At 44.7% G+C, this 18,664-nt stretch carries 21 protein-coding genes and 3 pseudogenes; 8 read left to right on the top strand and 16 right to left on the bottom strand.

Going from position 1 to position 18,664, the window contains the following annotated elements; all coding sequences use genetic code 11:
• Positions 1-73 precede the first annotated feature (73 nt).
• From ACXAD8_RS17320 to norR, 4 genes are all read right to left on the bottom strand, one after another.
• Positions 74-568: a GNAT family N-acetyltransferase gene (locus ACXAD8_RS17320; RefSeq protein ID WP_475231225.1), complete on the bottom strand. Its 495-nt coding sequence runs from the start codon at positions 566-568 to the stop codon at positions 74-76.
• A gap of 154 nt (positions 569-722) precedes the next feature.
• Positions 723-1,118, bottom strand: a complete 396-nt coding sequence (locus ACXAD8_RS17315) for a VOC family protein (RefSeq protein ID WP_475231223.1) — start codon at positions 1,116-1,118, stop codon at positions 723-725.
• Positions 1,119-1,250: 132 nt separating this feature from the next.
• The gene (locus ACXAD8_RS17310; protein WP_475231221.1) at positions 1,251-2,027 is read right to left on the bottom strand and encodes a PRC-barrel domain containing protein; all 777 of its coding nucleotides are present in this window, start codon (positions 2,025-2,027) and stop codon (positions 1,251-1,253) included.
• A 162-nt stretch (positions 2,028-2,189) separates the two neighbouring features.
• Positions 2,190-3,767 carry a nitric oxide reductase transcriptional regulator NorR gene (norR, locus tag ACXAD8_RS17305; protein ID WP_475231219.1) on the bottom strand — a complete coding sequence of 526 codons (1,578 nt, stop codon included), beginning with the start codon at positions 3,765-3,767 and terminating at the stop codon, positions 2,190-2,192.
• 177 nt (positions 3,768-3,944) lie between these two features.
• On the opposite strand from norR, the gene ACXAD8_RS17300 reads away from it, so the two are divergent.
• The 5 genes from ACXAD8_RS17300 to ACXAD8_RS17280 all read left to right on the top strand — a co-directional run bounded on the left by ACXAD8_RS17300 (position 3,945) and on the right by ACXAD8_RS17280 (position 7,469).
• Complete coding sequence (locus ACXAD8_RS17300) at positions 3,945-4,223, top strand: hypothetical protein (RefSeq protein WP_475231217.1); 279 nt, start codon at positions 3,945-3,947, stop codon at positions 4,221-4,223.
• A gap of 4 nt (positions 4,224-4,227) precedes the next feature.
• A complete protein-coding gene (locus ACXAD8_RS17295; protein ID WP_475231215.1) occupies positions 4,228-5,448 on the top strand; it encodes an NnrS family protein in 1,221 nt (406 codons plus the stop codon).
• 2 nt (positions 5,449-5,450) lie between these two features.
• Complete coding sequence (gene hmpA / locus ACXAD8_RS17290; protein ID WP_475231213.1) at positions 5,451-6,626, top strand: NO-inducible flavohemoprotein; 1,176 nt, start codon at positions 5,451-5,453, stop codon at positions 6,624-6,626.
• Positions 6,627-6,808: 182 nt separating this feature from the next.
• A complete protein-coding gene (locus tag ACXAD8_RS17285) occupies positions 6,809-6,973 on the top strand; it encodes a hypothetical protein (protein WP_475231211.1) in 165 nt (54 codons plus the stop codon).
• A 67-nt stretch (positions 6,974-7,040) separates the two neighbouring features.
• Positions 7,041-7,469 (top strand): nuclear transport factor 2 family protein, encoded by a 429-nt coding sequence (locus tag ACXAD8_RS17280; protein ID WP_475231208.1) that lies wholly within the window; start codon positions 7,041-7,043, stop codon positions 7,467-7,469.
• On the opposite strand, the gene ACXAD8_RS17275 is transcribed toward ACXAD8_RS17280, so the two are convergent.
• Positions 7,466-7,966 (bottom strand): hypothetical protein, encoded by a 501-nt coding sequence (locus tag ACXAD8_RS17275; protein WP_475231206.1) that lies wholly within the window; start codon positions 7,964-7,966, stop codon positions 7,466-7,468. The two genes, ACXAD8_RS17280 and ACXAD8_RS17275, sit on opposite strands and share 4 nt — an antisense overlap.
• 135 nt (positions 7,967-8,101) lie before the next feature.
• Positions 8,102-8,491: a nuclear transport factor 2 family protein gene (locus ACXAD8_RS17270; protein WP_475231204.1), complete on the bottom strand. Its 390-nt coding sequence runs from the start codon at positions 8,489-8,491 to the stop codon at positions 8,102-8,104.
• A gap of 391 nt (positions 8,492-8,882) precedes the next feature.
• Here ACXAD8_RS17270 and ACXAD8_RS17265 point away from each other — a divergent pair, with 391 nt between their 5' ends.
• Positions 8,883-9,866: a transposase gene (locus tag ACXAD8_RS17265; protein ID WP_475231202.1), complete on the top strand. Its 984-nt coding sequence runs from the start codon at positions 8,883-8,885 to the stop codon at positions 9,864-9,866.
• Between the two features lie 222 nt (positions 9,867-10,088).
• On the opposite strand, the gene ACXAD8_RS17260 is transcribed toward ACXAD8_RS17265, so the two are convergent.
• A complete protein-coding gene (locus ACXAD8_RS17260) occupies positions 10,089-10,238 on the bottom strand; it encodes a hypothetical protein (RefSeq protein WP_475231200.1) in 150 nt (49 codons plus the stop codon).
• A 328-nt stretch (positions 10,239-10,566) separates the two neighbouring features.
• Here ACXAD8_RS17260 and ACXAD8_RS17255 point away from each other — a divergent pair.
• Positions 10,567-10,980, top strand: a pseudogene (locus ACXAD8_RS17255) (transposase); the annotation flags it as partial.
• Between the two features lie 361 nt (positions 10,981-11,341).
• A pseudogene (locus ACXAD8_RS17250) lies at positions 11,342-11,494 on the top strand (transposase); the annotation flags it as partial.
• 109 nt (positions 11,495-11,603) lie between these two features.
• On the opposite strand, the gene ACXAD8_RS17245 reads toward ACXAD8_RS17250, so the two are convergent.
• The 9 genes and pseudogenes from ACXAD8_RS17245 to istA all read right to left on the bottom strand — a co-directional run bounded on the left by ACXAD8_RS17245 (position 11,604) and on the right by istA (position 18,346).
• Positions 11,604-12,104 (bottom strand): hypothetical protein, encoded by a 501-nt coding sequence (locus ACXAD8_RS17245; protein WP_475231198.1) that lies wholly within the window; start codon positions 12,102-12,104, stop codon positions 11,604-11,606.
• On the bottom strand, positions 12,105-12,983 hold the full coding sequence (locus ACXAD8_RS17240) for a hypothetical protein (RefSeq protein ID WP_475233082.1): 879 nt from the start codon (positions 12,981-12,983) through the stop codon (positions 12,105-12,107).
• Positions 12,984-13,007: 24 nt separating this feature from the next.
• A pseudogene (locus ACXAD8_RS17235) lies at positions 13,008-13,088 on the bottom strand (RHS repeat-associated core domain-containing protein); the annotation flags it as partial.
• Positions 13,089-13,267: 179 nt separating this feature from the next.
• A complete protein-coding gene (locus tag ACXAD8_RS17230; RefSeq protein ID WP_475231196.1) occupies positions 13,268-13,780 on the bottom strand; it encodes an RES family NAD+ phosphorylase in 513 nt (170 codons plus the stop codon).
• Positions 13,777-14,229: an antitoxin Xre/MbcA/ParS toxin-binding domain-containing protein gene (locus ACXAD8_RS17225; protein WP_475231194.1), complete on the bottom strand. Its 453-nt coding sequence runs from the start codon at positions 14,227-14,229 to the stop codon at positions 13,777-13,779. Before ACXAD8_RS17225 ends, ACXAD8_RS17230 begins: the two co-directional genes overlap by 4 nt.
• Positions 14,230-14,299: 70 nt before the next feature.
• Entirely contained in the window at positions 14,300-15,268 is a 969-nt protein-coding gene (locus ACXAD8_RS17220) for a tyrosine-type recombinase/integrase (protein ID WP_475231192.1), read from the bottom strand.
• Between the two features lie 9 nt (positions 15,269-15,277).
• Positions 15,278-16,057, bottom strand: coding sequence for a hypothetical protein (locus ACXAD8_RS17215; RefSeq protein ID WP_475231190.1), 780 nt, complete (start codon positions 16,055-16,057; stop codon positions 15,278-15,280).
• Positions 16,054-16,800 carry an IS21-like element helper ATPase IstB gene (istB, locus tag ACXAD8_RS17210; protein ID WP_475231188.1) on the bottom strand — a complete coding sequence of 249 codons (747 nt, stop codon included), beginning with the start codon at positions 16,798-16,800 and terminating at the stop codon, positions 16,054-16,056. Before istB ends, ACXAD8_RS17215 begins: the two co-directional genes overlap by 4 nt.
• The gene (istA, locus tag ACXAD8_RS17205; RefSeq protein WP_475231186.1) at positions 16,793-18,346 is read right to left on the bottom strand and encodes an IS21 family transposase; all 1,554 of its coding nucleotides are present in this window, start codon (positions 18,344-18,346) and stop codon (positions 16,793-16,795) included. Before istA ends, istB begins: the two co-directional genes overlap by 8 nt.
• Between the last annotated feature and the right edge of the window lie 318 nt (positions 18,347-18,664).

Here is an 18,664-nt window from a genome sequence, read left to right as displayed (position 1 = left end):
ACATTAGCGTGGGATAGTATCACGAAGTGCCTTTGGGTTACTCCAACATCGTGCGAAAGCAAACTGTTGCACACTAAGTAGAAAATCCATCATGTGCATAAACATTGTTATTTATTTCCTGCGTTCCAAAATAGAAACTGCGCATCCCCATGTATTTAAACCCCAAACGCTGATAAAAAGTATTGGATGCATTATTAACCCAGGTATAGAGCCAAAATCTGTTGCCAACCTCAGAGGAGATAGTCCTCAGTATTTCGCGACCATAACCGCGCCCTCGAAATTCAGAGTGTATGTACAAGCGTTCAATCTCAAAACCAAGATCTTGTAATTCATAAGATGAATGTAAATTAACGACTGACAAACCCACCAATGCGTTGTCTTGTTCAGCAACAAAGACCCTGTGCTGCGGCGAATCCAGCAGTTCATTAAAGGCGGAAGGTGTAAAATTTGAAAAAACATAATCGCCGTGTTCTACAGTTAGTCCTTCCTTAGCGTGAGTCTCTAGCCACACTTGTGTTGACAAAGCAGCCAGGCACTTACAATCCTTATCAATGGCCAAACGAATCACGACGTCTCCTTTGCGAATCTCGGATCTTCACAGGTCGGCTTGTAAAATCAATTACCAACTATTATTCAGTTGCCAACGGGAACACAAGCTGAATTCGAAGGAGGAACCTCCCCCCTCGAAAAGTGATATCAATACACTGAAGCCAAGATTGCCATTAGGCAGCGGCTGGAACCATACAAAAGGCGTTGAGCTTATTACCATCCAGGTCACGGAAGTAACCTGCATAAAATCCAGCATTGGCGCCTTCCGGTCTGAAACCTGGTTTGCCCTCGCAACTACCACCCAGCTCTATCGCTTTGCTGTAAAAGGCATCTACTTGCTCTGGTGATTCTAAAACCACAGCCACCATGGTGCCGTTGCCGACCGTAGCGGCCTCTTTGTTAAAAGGCAGGGTTACTGAAATGGCAGGTTCATTCTCGCCTTTGGACCAGGCGATAAAATAATTGTCTTCCTCCATAAAGCGCCCGGCACCAATGGTTGCCAGCAAAGCATCGTAATAGGCGCCGGATTTTTGTAAATCTGTTGTTCCTAATGTCACATAACCAATCATAATATTCTCCTTTGAGGTGATGATGAATTCGCACTCATCATACTCCCGAAGTAGTGACAGAATGTGTCAGTAGGATCTAATCTGGTAAATATCTTTTACCGAAGGCTATCAGCGCTTTAGCCCGCAGAGGTGTTACTTAATACCTGTCTGGCCACCAACGGTTGAACTCAACACGCTATTAACCTGTTGCATATAGCCCTCATCATTGAGTGAATCGGATTGGTACTCAGGCAGAGATTTTATAGTTTCAACTGAGAGTGGTGTTTTAAGGGCCTGATCTGCCCAGCTGATTTCGAGAATGTGCTCCGGCAACATAAATACCTTGCGTCCACCTGGAAACCAGTCACGGGTATCCACCACCAGATAGACAATTGACCAGGTGTCAGTGTCGATAATGAAATCCTGGACATGACCTTTTGAATCATTAGCGCCAATAATCAGGTAGTGCAGCAACTCTTTTACCGAGCGCAAGTGGTTGACGTCTTCGTCCTCTGGAGTTTCTTGCTGTGCTTCTTCGGCACTGTCTGATGGGTTATTTACCAGCGCCGTGGGAAATGCATATTCACCCCATGCTCCCGGCCCCACCCAGTAATGACCAAAGCCAAAATAATTGAAGTATTCGCGTTCAAACTCCCGAGAGACAGGTTCATTGGTATCGGTTGAGGGAGCTGATTTAACCTGTTCTTTATCCAGATCCAGATAGACTTCCTGCTCTTCAGGGTCGATGTTTGTAATAGAAACCGGACTGATTAAAACCTTGTGACTCAATGGTAGCCAGGGGTGAGTGTCCACGGCGAGAAAGCGGCTGGTCCAAAACCTGTCGTCAAACAACAAATCATAACATTCACCAATATCGCCATCAGAAGCCTGAATATTGTAATGGTTCAACGAGTCAACACTGAGTAGCATAAACGACCTCCTGACCTTAATAGTCATATCAGGTTCACCGAATCTGGTGTATCCAAACAGGCACTGCCAATACTCTAAAAATATAGTTAACACTGCAAAAAACTCAAATCTGAGTCTTTTTACTGCAGCGCTAGATTTATCAGAAACTCATCCCTTATAAACTTAGCTTAAAATCTGTTTTTGTACTGCAATTCCCAGGCGTTTGGCCATGCGTACCAGATTAGAGCGGTCAGTGTTGAGTTGTCTGGCAGTGGCCGCCCAATTGCCCTTGCACTGGGTCAAAGTGCGCTTGATCAAATTACGCTGAAAAGCATCCGTTTGTATTTTTATATCCAATTGCACCGGGGTTTGAGAATCACTCATAGCGTTCTTATCAGCATCGCGCTGATGCAGTTCAGAGCCTGAATTTAAATCACTACAATGCGCTGGCTGTATCGAAATGATATGGTGATTGTGCTGCTCGTAACTGGCTTTTAGCGCTGCCCGTGAAATCACATGTTCCAGCTCCCGAACATTGCCGGGCCACTGATATTGCTCAAGATAATCTAAGGTATCAGCGCTCAGGTTGAGCTGCTTCAAACCCAATTTGCGCCGCGATTGTTCCACAAAAAAGCCAGCCAACAGTCCGATGTCTTCCCGGCGTTGCCTGAGGGCAGGCACCTGAATGGGATAGACACTGAGTCGATGATACAGATCAGCGCGAAATTGTCCGCCAGCCACTTCCTCGGCTAAATCCCGATTGGTGGCGGCCAACACCCGCACATCTACATGCTGTATACTGTCCTGGCCTACCGGCTGAATCTCATGAGACTGCAAAACACGTAACAACTTGCTTTGCGCGGTCAGGGGTAACTCTCCAATTTCATCGAGAAACAGGGTGCCGCCATCCGCCAGTAAGAACTTTCCGGCTCTGTCTTTGTCTGCACCGGTAAAGGCCCCTTTAACATGGCCAAATAGTTCGCTCTCTATCAGGTTTTCGGGTAACGCCGCACAGTTGACATAAACCAATGGTTTATCGGCACGACCAGATTGCAGGTGCAAGTGCTTGGCAATCAGTTCTTTACCTACGCCGGTTTCCCCAAGAATAAGAACACTAAAAGGCGAAGCAGCCACCAGGCTAATCTCTTTTTTAAGTCTTTGCATCACAGAACTCGTGCCGATGATTTCATTGCCTTCCCGCGCCAGGCTCTCGTGATTTAATTCAGCTACCAGCAAATGACTGCGGGAGTTTTTAAATTCCAACTCTTCCAGCATCAGAGCAATTTTTAGTGTCGATGCCGCAATCGCGGCGATGATCTGTAATTTGTTCTCCGGCAATTCATCGAATGCTGAAGGCGTCAGGCTGTCAAAGGTTAATACGCCAATCAGGGACTCAGCGAAAAAGAGCGGAATCCCCATACAGGCGTGAATTGGCAAATTACCTTTGTGACCGCTCAACAAGCCATCGTAGGGATCAGGCAGTGGACTTTCAGCGGCAAAACGCACTGGAGCATGAGATTCCACAATGGCAGTGAACCTGGGATGAGCAGCAATATTAAATCGTCGTCCCAGAGTATCCAGGGTTAATCCTTTTTGAGCTAAAGGCTTCAGAGAATCTCCCTGTAACGCCAATAACACTATGGCATCGCAGGATATTAACCCAGCCAGGGTGTTTAATAGTTGCTCAAAGCGGTCATGATTGGACAAGCCAGCCACCTGAGCAGTGGCGAAGTCTAAAAGCGTTTCAGATGTCAGCTCCATAAAAGCACCAATTAACCTATTTAGGTCATTATAACCCATTTACACATAGGTCAATATAACCTTTTAATTACAATTGAATTACTTGAAAAATCACTATAACGCTGATTTTTAACGTTTTTTATTTTTGGCATGAGACTTGGAATAACCAGGTAAATTACATATCGCAGGGGTTGTCTCATGGCCACATCACTTCTACAAACAATAGCACCCGAACAGGATGCCGATGCAGTCAATCTGCGCAACTTCAAGCTTTGCCTTAAGGTCGGCAACAACCTGATGCTGATATCACTGTGTGTTTTTATTATCGCTATTTTAATTGGTTATCAGTTTAATCACCTGGTGCCATTACCGGTTGAGATTGCCGCACACATAGGCTCCATGATACTGCCGGGGTTATTTAAAATCGGCTATGTAATGCGCTGCGTTGGACGCAAGCATCTAGGCATGGAGGTGTGACGCCATGGCAACACTTCCTGAACTGGGCAAAAGCGACAATATTGCCGCAAATCACATGGCTCAAAGGCCACTCTGGGAGCTGGCTTTTCGTTCCGGTTTCCTGTTAGCGGCCATCAGCTCCAGCGTTTCTTTACTTACCTGGTTAGGGATGCTCAGCGGTTGGTGGCCACTACCTGGCAATGGCCTGTCTCCGATCGTCTGGCACCTGCATGAAATGCTGTTTGGCTTCGCCGCAATTGCGGCTATGGGCTTTTCCTTAACCGCAGTACAGACCTGGACGGGATTACGCAGTCTTCATGGTACGCCGCTGATCTTGCTGACACTCTTGTGGTTGCTGGCGCGGGTTGGATTCTGGATTAATACCCCCACGACGCTACTGTGGGCGACAATTGCTCAGGGTCTGTGGTGGTATTGTGCAATTTTCGCCTTTTCGAGATTATTGTTTTTATCCGGCAACCGACGCAATTATTTGCTTGTTACCATCTTCCTGATCATGGCTACGCTCAATCTGGCGCTGTTGCTGGCGGATGTTAATGGCTTCACCGAACTGGCACTGCACCTGGGACGTTCTATGGTGCTGATGTTCACTCTCTTGATTTCCATAATCGCAGGTCGAGTAATCCCTTTTTTTACGGAACGCGGTATTGGCCTGATAAAAATCAGGAACTTTCCTTACATAGACAAACTACTGTTATTGCTTTCCACCGCTGGCATTGTGATTTTTATAACTGGCTATTTCGCAGCATTACCATTATCACCAGCGCCCTTGCTGATCAGCGCAGCTGTTTTGCATTTTATTAGACTTGCCCTCTGGTTTAATCCGGGCATTTTAAGTCGGCCATTACTGTGGTCACTGCATCTGGCTTATTGGTTGTTAGCAATGGGGCTGCTCCTGGCCGGAATGAGCTTTTTGCACACAACACTGCCCTTAAGCGCCGCTGTACACCTGATCACAATTGGTGCTATGGGTTTGATGATCCTCGCCATGATGAGTCGCGTGTCTTTAGGGCACACCGGCAGACCATTAACACCAAAACCTCGGATATCAGCAGCATTGTTACTGATGGCTATCGCCGCGCTTACTCGTGCGCTGCTACCAATGCTCGGCCACACGGTTCTGGCCTGGCAAATAAGCACCTTGTTGTGGATTGCCGCAATGCTGCTGTTTTTAAGCGCATACACAGCAATTCTACTTTCTCCAAAACAAACTCAAACCAAGAGGTAAACATGCTAACTCAACAGCATATCGAAATAATTAAAAGTCTGGCGCCGCTACTGGAAGAAACCGGTCCTGCACTGACAGATCACTTCTATCGCCGTATGTTCCTGGAGCACCCGGAGCTGAAGCATATCTTCAACATGAGCCATCAGGTGTCTGGTAAGCAAAAGCTGGCTTTGTTTTCTGCCATTGCTGCCTATGCAAAAAACATCGAAACACCCGAAGTGCTGAAATCGGCCGTAGAACGCATCGCCCACAAGCACACCAGCTTCAATATCAAACCAGAGATGTACCAGATTGTGGGTCACCACCTGACTGAAACCCTCAGAGAACTAACCGGCGAGTTATTTTCAGCCGAGGTAGAAGAAGCCTGGCGCGAAGCCTACACCTTTTTGGCGGATATGTTCATTTACCGCGAAAGCCACCTCTACGCTGAAAAACGCAATCAGCAAGGTGGCTGGCAGGACGCACGAAAATTTGTAGTGCAGACAATAAAACAGGAATCACAACTGGTGAAGAGCTTCACTTTAATCCCACAAGATAATCAACCGGTAGTGGCATACAAAGTGGGCCAGTATCTGGGTATAAAAGTGACGCCTCCCGATCATGACTACACCGAAATACGACAGTATTCCCTGTCCGATAAACCCAATGGCAGCAGGTATCGCATCTCTGTAAAACGAGAACAGGGCGATGTGCCGGGGGTAGTATCAAATTATCTGCACGACGTTATTCAGGAAGGCGATATCATTGAGTGTCATGCCCCTGCCGGTGATTTCTACTTTGAGGATCGCAATGGCCCAGTGGTGTTAGTTTCTGCGGGTGTCGGAGTGACGCCCATGCAGGCAATGTTGGAACAGTTGGCAGCGGTTAAATACGAGCATGAGGTGTATTACTTACACGCCTGTGAAAACCAACAGCAACACAGTTTTTTGACGCGTACCCGTGAACTGGTGGAGCAGAAAAACTGGCAAACCTATACCTGGTATGCACAAGAAGAGTCGCAAACAGCTTTTCAGGGCATGATGAATTTTGATCAGGTAAGACTTCCTTTTGGCCAGGCCGATTTTTATCTCTGTGGCCCGGTAGGCTTTATGCGCTTTGCCAAACAGCAACTGTTAAATCAGGGTGTGGCCAGCAACCGCATTCACTACGAGGTGTTTGGTCCTCACGAAGACATGTAGAAGCAGGATGAGCAACTAAACTCCCGAAACCGGTAATAAATCACGCCAGGGCACACGAAAAGAGCTCCACTCATTCGTGGCACTGGCATTAATTGGCCTAAAGTATAACTGCAGATATCTCAAAAATGGGCGATAACTAAGTATCACATGATGTTTTTTTAGTCGTATTTTGGGAGGCAGTCATGGGTAATGTGCAAAATGAATCTACAGAAAATCTTGAAGAGCAAGCTATTGTCGATACACTGGAAAGCGATCCCGTTGCACCGGGTGCATCAGATGTAGACGGCTTATTTTTAATGCACCTGGACATCCCGGAAGACATTCGCCAAAAAATGAAACCCCATTGAAAAGCTTGTTTCCGCTGGGTAAAACAACTAGTCTTTAGACCTTTATCCTTGCAAGGAAACTGGCACAATGTCCCGAATTTCAATCCTCGCAGGACTGTCAGTTCTGTTATTCACATCCTGTTCGGCACTGGCCCACGGTTTTAAAACCCCGGAAGAGGCCGTTAATACTTACATTACAGCGGTAAAAACTGGTTCGGGAAAACATGTGGAAATGGCCTTTGCGGAATCTGCTTCCATTCAGTACTACAACGATAAAGGCACCTACCAAAATTTCACCCGTGATGCTTTTGCAGAATTAGTGAATACCGGCAATCAGTGGGACGCCAACATCGAGATCACTGATATGAAAACCACCGGGTTTGCAGCCAATGCAACGGTAGAATTCAGCTGGGGCAAAGAGCAGAAAAAGGGCTATGTTGATTACCTCAACCTGATTTATGACGGCAAGAGCTGGCACATCACCGACAAAGTCGCACAGTATGTAGACAGAGATTAGCCGGAAACCGTTAACCTTGAGCGAGCCAACTTTCTGGACAGCGTATAAAACACATAGGTTAACGCGATAAAAATCGCGATTTGCAGCAGATTAAACTTGTTGAAATATTGTGCTGGCCAGGAAATGGCATAAACAAAATTCATGATTTGCTCGATGATGATGTTCACCAGGGTATTAAAGCTCAGTTCCTGCAGGAATTCATCCAGCCCTGTCCAGCCCAGAACAAACTCTTTCACCTCATTAAATTCGATAAAAATCAGATGGATAAAGGCAATGATTCCGTAATAGCCACCGCCGAAATCCAGCCATTTGTCCAAAAAACCATTCCCGGTTTTGTAATCCTTTTCCTCACCATCCGGCCCCTTTTTTAAGGCGTCGGTTTTTACCTTGTCGTTGTCATCTGCCAGACCCTGTTTAAAGGCGTGGTAATGCAGAAAGTAGCCCAGAACAAATACCAGAACTGACATGTAACTGAGGTGCCAGATAAGCTCCAACATTGTATTTTTCCTGCAATTGTTATTTTTATCTCTGACAAGTTATGCCTGCGATCACCGGAAATGTCAAAAGTCGGGCGTGTGGTTAACCATTTTGCTCAAAAGTAGCCCAGCATAGTTATCTGGGCTAATGATCATTTATAAAGTGCGAGGAATTTGCGAGGAGTGATGATGCAAAATAGGTTTTTCTTTGGACAAATCGAGCATGTAGCTAAAACGCGCTTCAAACACGAATGGCTCTTCATCAATGGCAAATCGCCAGGTGTAAATTCCGCTTAGCGCATAAATCTCATTTCCCAAATTCTGCACTTGTAAGGTTTTGTCATGTAGCGCAATGCTGAGACCTTCACGACTACCTAACCTTTCAAAGTAATCTCTCAATTTCTCAGTTGTATTTAACAACCTGTTGGAGAACGTTGGAATTAGCACCGCTTGCTCATCATATAAGCTAATTAAGCCCTCAACATCGCCATGATTAACAGCGTTCATCCACTTTTCAATAACGGCCTTTGCAGCTTCGCTCATCATTTATCCTTTCAAAAACAAGAGTTAATTGAGCAGGACAATTCTGTATCGATGTTCAGAAAAATAAGTCCTGTGTGAATAGTATCAGACACCCAAGAGTGACGCCCGGGGAAAGGATTATATATAAAAAATGTTCATTGTAGATTCGGATAATCCTTAATGTTAAAGCCCGCAAATACAGGAATAACAGAACTAAATTTTTTGTTCTATATCATATAGAGTTTCCGTGGACAGCCATCATGGAGTTTCTGAAAGTTTCCGTGGACAGCCATCATAACTGTACTTCAGAGGAGTTTCCGTGGACAGCCATCATAACTGTACTTCAGTACAGTTTCCAAACACTCATATTTGTGCAAAATAGAAGCTTCATTCAGCAGACTCAGGAGGAGTTAACATGCCAAAAGCCAGGAAGGCGCAAATCTGCCTTGAAGATACACCCTATTATCACTGTGTTTCCCGCTGTGTGCGCAGAGCCTATTTATGCGGTGAAGACAAACAAACCGGTGTTAGCTATGAACACCGTCGCCAGTGGGTTGAAGACCGTATTCACTTTCTGTTTCAAATATTTGCCATTGATGTCTGTGCTTATGCAGTGATGAGCAATCACACCCATCTGGTGTTACATATTCACAAAGATTTATCTGACGGTTGGGATACCGAAGAAGTGATTCGCCGCTGGCACAGGCTTAGTCACGGTACGTTACTGAGTCACCAGTATTTGAATCCGGAACAACGAATGCAAATGCATGAATCTCAGCTGTTCACCGTTGAAGAAACCGCAGATATATGGCGGCAGCGGCTGACGGATATCAGCTGGTTTATGCGCTACCTGAATGAATACATAGCCAGAGAAGCCAATAAGGAAGATAAGTGCACAGGTCGTTTCTGGGAGGGCAGATTCAAATCGCAGGCTTTGTTGGATGAAGCCGCGCTTGCAGCCTGCATGGCCTACGTGGATTTAAACCCCATCAGAGCCAAAATGGCTGAAACACCGGAAGAATCCGACCATACCAGTATTCAATATCGCATCAATGCCGCCAAAGCAGGAAAAACACCTAAATATCTGACACCTTTTGCTGGCAATATCAAAGAGGACATGCCTCATGGCTTGCCCTTTCACTTATCCGATTACCTGGAGTTGGTTGATATCACGGGCAGAGCTATCTTACCCAATAAACGCGGCGCAATTGAAGAATCAACACCCGCAATATTGGAACGCCTCAACCTCAAACCTGAACACTGGCAAGAACTCACCACTCAATTTGAAAGCTGTTTTCATCACGCTGCTGGCAGTGAATTTTATCTTGAAGCCTATCGACATCGACACAAGCTAAAACGACTCAGGGATAAAAACGCCGCCATTCGATTATTTGGCTGACAATCCCCTCCCTGAAATCATTTTTTAGTAGCATTACCACCAGGTAAGGTTCTTTTGTGCCTGCTCCCGACTCTTTTGCACTTCCATCGTTCTAAATTCCCTTGTTCTGGGACAAAATCTGGCTCAGAAATCTATATTCTAAGCTGCTCAGGGAAACACGCAGTAAACATCAAACAAAATCACGAATACTGGATTACACCAATCTTAAGATGGCTGTCCGGTTTAGTTATCTACAATCAGGCTGTCTGCACTCTGATGTCCCAACAAGCGAGCATAATTGGCATCATATGCAAAACGCTGAATGTAGTTTGAGATACCGTCTTTGGTGATGGTATCTTCCTGCACCGTGACACGCCCTAATTCGTCATACACGTATTCCCGGGAATGATTGCCACGGCTTTCGGTGTCCGGCGCACCATAGAACTGAGTATCGTAAGGTGGGTGTCCTGTTTAGTTCCTGATGGCAACAGATTACCGGGGCAGAAACTCAATTAGCAGGTGTAATTCACCGGACGCTTACAAATTACGTACGGTTAACAGCGTAAAATTACGATGGGTGTCTACGTAAATTCCAATAAATTCCAATAAATTCCAAAGCGGACTTACGTTTCAAAATTACGATGGGTGTCCACGTAAATTCTTCTTACAAATTACGTACGGTTAACAGCGTAAAATTACGATGGGTGTCTACGTAAATTATCCATGTGGTCGTATTCTGCTCAGTATTCCCGGAATAGGTCCGCTTATCGCTTCGGCGTTTTTGGCTTCTATTGATAAAGGGCAAGCCTTCCGTTCAGCAAAGGAGTTCGCTGTCTGGTTGGGGATTACACCCAAACAATATGCCTCGGGACCTAAATCGGTCATGGCTGGCATTACCAAACGAGGGGATTGTTATCTCAGAAAACAGCTAATACATGGTGCAAGAACCTTGGTTACCAGAGCTAAGCACAAAGATGATGCCCTGAGCCAATGGGTGGTACAACTTAAGCAACGAAAGAATACCTGTTGTGCCACCGTAGCTACGGCACACAAGTTAGCACGACTGATGTGGACATTGCTGCAAAAGCACGAGGAGTACAATCCTCAGCCCTTCCGGGGCACAGTGTTAAAATAGTTTCGCTGTCTGATCAACCCGTTCTGGACAAGGGTTATGAACCCGTGTGGGTGTTTAGGGTGACCGGACAGCACTTATCTATCCATTGTTGTAGCGAAACATAATGAAAAAAATGCAACGCAACCAGAACTAAACCCGACATGGGCACGGGATACAATCCCGATTGGGTGACCAACTTTAGGGCGTGCTGGTACGGAACTCATTAGGGGCAAGCGCAGTGCTTAGCCCGGATATATGTCAGTACAACGCATTTACACGATTGATTGAGCAATAATGGATTTTTAAATGGCCAAAAAAACATGGTCAGGGGTTGATATGGCTTGATCTTATCGGGGCGTCCATATATGTCCACGTAAATTAGTCGTGTATCAGCTGGTTTATGCGATATTTAAATGAATATATTGCCAGAGAAGCCAAAAAGGAAGATAAGTGCACAGGTCGTTTCTGGGAAGGCCGCTTTAAATCACAAGCACTACTGGATGAAGCTGCGCTTGCTGCCTGCATGGCCTATGTGTAGTGATAAAAGAAAGCCCGACAAAGCGGGCTTACGTTTCAAAATTTACGATGGATGCCCATGTAAATTTTCGTTTCAAAAATTACAATGGATGTCCACGTTAAATTTTTTAGTTCCGTTCATTTAATTTTGCCATTTGCTCCATGGCCTGTTTCTTTGTTAGCGGTTTAGATTTTGCGAAAAGATAATGCTCACCATTAATATAAGCAGGAACAACTGGACCCGAGTCGTCAAAGAAAATGGTATTGCCAAACTCCTCAGGAAAAGGGAAATGAATACCTTCTGATGACACCGATGTAGGAATTTCACCGAAACCTGAAAAAACACCAACATACTCACCTGTGGATTTAAATATAGCAATGCGCCTGATCTGGCTTTGTGCTTCATTTTCAAAAGTTTGTATGATTACCATAACTCTGTAATTGGTATCATGGCTGGTATGCTCATCCATAGAGATTAACTTCGATTCTTTAGAAACATACCCAGGGGGTAACTTTTCAATCAAATAATCCAAATCAAAGTAATCGTTCGCTAAAGCAGAACAAGAAGTCACTAATTTCACCAATAATAAAATTAAAGGAATTTTTAGAAATAACCTTATTTTTTGCATTTAATACATCCCTCTTTCCATATTCAGTATAGATTCAGAATACCACTGGTGATGCGGCACTACGTTTCCATTCATGGTTCTATCCAATTTTGTGTTGCCATTATAATCAGAAAGCGCTTTAGCATTTCCTTCATAGCGATATTTTCTCCCTCTCGCATCATGCAACCATCCCTTATATCTTATCCACATTAACGCGTTTCTAGAACTTGTGAAGGGATTCATAATTTGTTGTTTTCCTGTCAGCTCAGTATGTATTAGCTTTCTGTCAACCCAATCAGTATTTGTCTCCTTACCATTTGCATCGTAGTAAGTCCTATTAACTTGTAGAGGATCTCTTAAAAACTCAGAACGGCTCCCACCGGATTCACGCATTGCTTGCGCCTTGAGTCTTTGGGCTGTCCAAAAACCACCGTCACTTGGACTGTACCCATATTCACTGTTGTAAATATCAGTCGCCAAAATAAAAGTAGCATCATTTTGTTTTCTCCAGGAGCTATTTCCAGACTCAGAATATCCCTTTACCTTACCAATGGAAGGGAAATCAGGTGTGTGTTGCGTTTTACTTACTTGTGTTTGAGATAGGTTTGAAAAGCTGGTAGTACCAGTCTCACCGGTTTGAGTATTCACAGCGGTGACAGTTGCCGATTGTGGCTTGCCACCAGAATAATTTACGGAACTTACACTGGTTAGTCCTTTTTTTAATGTTGTAACAGTCGAAACATTAGTTATCTCACCCGTGTTATCATCAGTGGTGGTGGTTACGCTGCTAGTTCCAACAGTCATCATAATTCTGGAGCCAGACCTTGGAATTTTAATTAGTTCTTCCGCTGTTACTGAAGCATAACCACTCGGATCCGTCCCACTTAACGGATTATTCATAATATAGCTGTAGGGGTTAATGCTTTGGCTGTTTGTGGGCGACTGGATAAAGGGGTCAACCGACAAGAAACGTCCGGTGTTGTAGTCATACGCCCGACCATTCATATGAACGGGGCGCGAGCTTGTCGATTAACCTACTAAATGGAATATCTAAATTCTAATACAAAGAAATTAGATGGCTTTTTCCTTCATTCATTCTATGAATTTGAAGTCGAAATGGACTCATGTCTTGGGGTGAATGGGAGACTGGAATACATATTCGAACAGGAAACAGGAGCTGATAGCTATTTAAACATCCGATGGGAGTAAACAGGATGATGATGCTCTATTACTTTAATATTATCTAATTCAACGATTTCGGGGTTCACCACAATATTGCTATATGTTGATGCTCGAATGTCGTTAACAGCATGAGTAGCGATATCTCGATTTATGGTGACTGAGGGAACCAGAATCGCATCAAAATTATCACTGTCTACGAGATACCCTGATCCCAGCTTTTGAGTTTCTGATTTATGAGTGTCTTCTGCCCAGTCTTTCGGTAACTCTTTCGGCTCTATAGCATGAATGCGCAAAGCCGGGAATTGAAAAACTGAAACCACAAAAAGTGTATTCACCATCTTCGGCGAAGGCATGTAGTTGGCGATTTCCAACATGGCATTTTGCACATTGGTACTGAAATACATCGCTGGCACACCCGGAAGATTCCACCTGGCCCCCGCTCTGTAACTTGTCGTCTTTGTGTAATCCTGCCAGTTATCGGCGTAATCTTTTTTAACGACCTTAAACAGAATCATCCCGGCTCACCGTATCGCATTTCATTGAGACAGGTGCGCAGTTTTTGACGGCCAACGATAGTATCCATAAACTCCGCCGGTGTATGGCCATCCAGGACGGGCAGAGGCGTGGCAATCCATCCTTTTAACAGTTCTTCATCAAACTCAAAAAACTGTCTCAGCTCTTTCCAGAGCAGTGACAAATCGTTCAACCCGTCAGTCTGATTTTTTGACAGCGTTCGGCGGTAGAGTTTAGTGAAATTGGTTTTATCAGTACCCAAAGTATCAATGACCACATGCCGTGGGATGTACTGCACCATATGTTTTAATGTCTGACCTGGTAACCCATGCTCAACAAGTCGACTGATCGTCATGGGGTCGTCTGATTGCTGTCGCAACGCCTCAGCATCACCTAATAATCTGGTCATGATGACATTATCCAGTTCTGTTGCTGTTCGTACTTGAGCCATAAGCCTACACCAAATAGTAAAATTAACTACAGTATAGAAGTATACCGTACTACAAATAAAATACAGCATTTTATTTTGAGGGTGGCTTTGCTTGTGCCGCTGGATGAGTACGCTTGTATTCACTGCACATATGGGCCATTGCAATGTGTACATATGTCTGAGTCGTTACCACACTCTTGTGTCCCAGCATTTTTTGCACAAACATCAACCCGGCACCATTTTCCAGCATTGTCGTGGCAGTGGTATGTCTGTAGAGATTTGCCGCTCCCGCTTTTGATATCCCTGCGCGTAATTTATATTTTCGGACAATGGCCGATACTTTTTTGTCTTTTATCCGCTCACCATCATCCCCCAAAATGAGCGCTTTTCCGGAATCAATCTTACTTAACAGAGGGCGAATCTCTTTAATATACCGCATGACAAGGTCAAACGATTCCTGACTGATGGGTACATATCTGTCGTTGAGACACTTTCTGTCTTTCACATACAGCATTGATTCTTCATCCCTGACAATTAAGCTTTTCAAATCGAGGCTGGCCGCTTCATTGCGACGTATACCACTCGCAAAGAGAATTTCGAGTAATGCCTCATCACGACGACCTTTAATCCCATAAAAAGCGGTGTGGCGTCTTATCGCCTCTATTTCCTCTGTTTGCAGAATGCCGGTTGTTAACTTTCGATTGGTTTTTGGTCGTTTAACGCCTTTACCATGGTCTGCTTCGAGATATCCCAGTTCAAATAATCGCGTAACGAACGTCAACACGTGTGTGACTTTATTGCGCCGTGTTGCATCGCATATGACCTCGTGGCGATTGGCGCCTGTATAGGTTTTTAAGTAAAGCTTATAGTCGTTGATTGAGGCCTTTGAAAGGTCCAGCAGCTTTGTACCATATTCAACAATATGCCATCTGATAAAGTGCCTGAGGCTGCTCATTTTACCTTCTATCGTGCGCGGGCTCTGCTCCTCCAGCTCACAATCCTCAAGGTAGACATTCATTGCAACAATCAATGAAACCAGGTGTTTGGGATTTTCGTGCATCAGAACCCCTCAGGCAGATACCTGCTTTTTATACCTGTTAAGCCAGACTGAATTGGCAAAAATCTGGCTAAAACTGAGACCGTACTGCATATCGACATAGTCAACGGCAATGCCTGCCAGTTCGAGCTTCTTCCGATGAATAGTCCTGCAACCATCGCCTGACTGACTTCTGTTGTACCCAATAGTCACCCTCTTGACCCCAGCTTGGCAGAGTTTCTGAATATGATATTCATCCAGACCGCACTCACCAGGTGCACTGACAACATTGTTAATACCAATAAGGTTGAGTGCCATAACGTCAAAAGGGCTGCCACACAGTATTGTCTCTGTCTCAATTGCCGGATTGCTGCCTGTGTAAAACACCCCAGGCTCAAGGCTCATTGAGGCCGTCATTGGCTTATCCCTGGACTCTTTAACTCTTTGCCCAAACGCGCCTGTCAATTTCCCATTCTCATCACTTACAGGACAAATAATCATGCCCCAGAATGTCTGGAATCCTTCAGGATTCTTTAGCCCATATCGCATCATTACACCTGTAATTTTTTCTCTTTCTGAATTCGGAAAATTAAGCATTTTTTTGGGAAAAGAGCGGTCGACATAACCAAGAGAGAAATGCTTTGCATCCTCCTTCTTTAACCCTCGTTCATTCAACAGGTAGGCCATGGCATCAGGATTCTTAAACAATGTACGATGGTAATGTTCCAGTATCAACCGGATGATTTCCTGCTCTTCCTGGCAGGTTATCAATGTTGACGGACTGTAGAGTTTCCAGTTTTTATTCCCGTTCATTTGGTACCTCCTTTGACGCCTGCCAGTTTACGCTGCGAATCCCCTTTGAGTACCAAAAGGTGAGAGCTATGCACAATTCTGTCTAAAACAGAGTCGGCAATAATTTCATCACCAAAGGCCCGGTGCCAGTCCTCATAGTGGTACTGACTGGTTATGATCAGCGAGCCTGACTTTTCCCGACGTTCAATGAGTTCAAACAACAGATGGCGGTCCTGCTCATCCAGTGGTGCCACTCCCCAGTCATCAATAATCAGCACCCGTATTTTGAGTAATTTATTAACAAACGTTTTCAGCTCCTTAACTTCTCTGGCGGTATTTAAATCGAGCAACAACTCATGGAATCGATAAAACCGGACTGAAAAAAGATGCAAAATGCACTCTCTGGCCAGTGCACAAGCAAGTGTTGTTTTCCCCACGCCTGTTGCCCCTGTGATCACAACATTCTGCGCGTTGTTGACCCATTCGCAATCGGAGAGTTGTTCTACTTTTAAGCGAATTGTTCTTGTGTGGTGTTTCACGTCCATTGAATTAAGAGTAACGTTCGGCCAACGCAGTCTGGCCTGTTTCAGAAGACGGGTCTGCTTATTCTGTGTTCTCAGATTTATCTCTTCATCCAGCATCTGTGAAATCAAGTCAAAGTACGCCTGAGGTGTCAGAAGATCATCGGGATAGTGAAGCTCAAAATAGTCAGACATACCGCTCAGCTTCAGCTGCTTAAATTTATGTTTTAAAGATTCAATCATGGCCATTCTCCTGTTTTTTTAGGCTGAAGGATGTTGCCCCCCGAATAAAGGCGCGCGTGTGTTCCGCTTCAGTTTTATGTGATGTGCCGGAATCGGCTTTGAATTTTGCGGCAAGCATTTTGATATATTTCGGGGATGTGAACTCGCGAACCAGGGCTTCACTGCACAACACCTCAAAAGCACTATTTTCAAATGTTCTGGATATTCTCTGAATCGCTTTACACCGGTTGTCTGCCAGCCAGGAGTCATCTGCCTCGTGCTCATACTGGATTAAGATTATTTTTCGTGTTGCGTCTCCAAATTCGCCCGCCCATTCGAGATAATCACGTTTTACACGAAGCATCACCGGCAAGTGACAAGGATGAATATGTTCAGCAACTATGGTTTCTTCTCCGGGAAGGTACTGACGTTTTAATACGCACACTTCCTTACCCTGGTGAATCACCGTAATATCCTCACGAGTGACTTCAATTTTACAGCGTTTATTTCGCAGGGTATGAGGAACACTGTATTTATGGTGGTCAATGACTATCCGATAATTCTCCGGAATATCGCGCTCCAGATACTGCTCAACAATGCGATAACGCGTTGCGGGTAAATCCCGAAGTTTAGGTTTATCACCATTCACGAAACGATAATCCCTCGACAGTCCGTATTTCTTCATGACTTCAAGGCGTATTTTGGCGACTTCTCTCCAGAGGTATTGGTTTACGGCATCCAGGCCAATGAAGGTCATTTTCCGCATATCGTTGAGCAATCGGGATGTCAGGAAGCCAATAATCCCCTCGACGATGCCCTTGTCCCTTGGCTCATAGGGACGTGCAATCATAATCACCGTATCGTAATGCCTTGCCAGGCCTTTAAAATTATCCGTCAGTTTTCTTTTCCCTTTTTTAAACTTGACCAGGGCCGTGTCGTTATCGCAAATGACGACACGGGTGCAGCCGCCTTTATTGATAAAAAAGTTTTCTATCCCTTTTACCCAGGAGTAGGTTGTCTGGTCGGGAAAGGCTTCGACATAGAAATCGTTGGAGTAACACAGCGCACCACAAAAGATACGAGCCTGAGACGTAACCTTTGCTCCTAAATAATCAAAATAAGGAATTTTTGTGCCTGCAAAATCAATCTGGGACACTTGCCCTGGCGGATACCGAAAAGAAGCTGACAATTTGTCTTCATCAGTTCTGCTTGCGAGGTGATGACAAAATGCAGAGTATTCAAACGCGGCATCACCGTACGCTTCTTTGTAGTCAATCCAGATCAGATATTTAGTACGCCCCTGGTCATCCTGTTCAGATACCCAATCAATCCCCGTTGGATCTATTTTTTTAAATCGTTTTTTTCGGGGTTTTTGAATGATACGTCTCAGCTCAATATCATCCAGAGACATAAATTCTTTGTGAGTCAGACCGCGTGCCTTAACGGCATTAATGAGTTTACTTACCGGCGGATGTGTAATATCCATGTTTCTCGCAATTTCCCGATAAGACAAAGCCGACACAAAGTACTGCCTTCCCACTTCACGATAAGTATCTATAGAAAGCATATGACGCTCTCCCTGGTGGCATCAGCCCACCTTTGAGAAGATGGCCGAACACGCAAATCAAAAAAAATTTTGATTTGAATTTGACAAAAAGGAGACTGGAAACAATACTCTCTTGTAATGAAGTCGGCTTCGCAAATTCGACTTTCTCACAAGGCTCCCGCTGCAACGGGAGTTTCTTGTTTCTGAGCTCCACAAAATTGTAAGCAACAAAAATCCCCTTTCTGAATAACAAAAAGTTCAATAGACAATTGTTGTGTTGGGCAATTTAAAATTAACCTGACATGATAACGTTCCTCCCCATATCGACCTGACTAAGCT

The sequence above is a fragment of the Planctobacterium sp. AWH2_060 genome (assembly GCF_056158425.1).
Note: the sequence above shows the minus strand (reverse complement) of the source record. Positions and strands in the feature narration are given on the sequence as shown.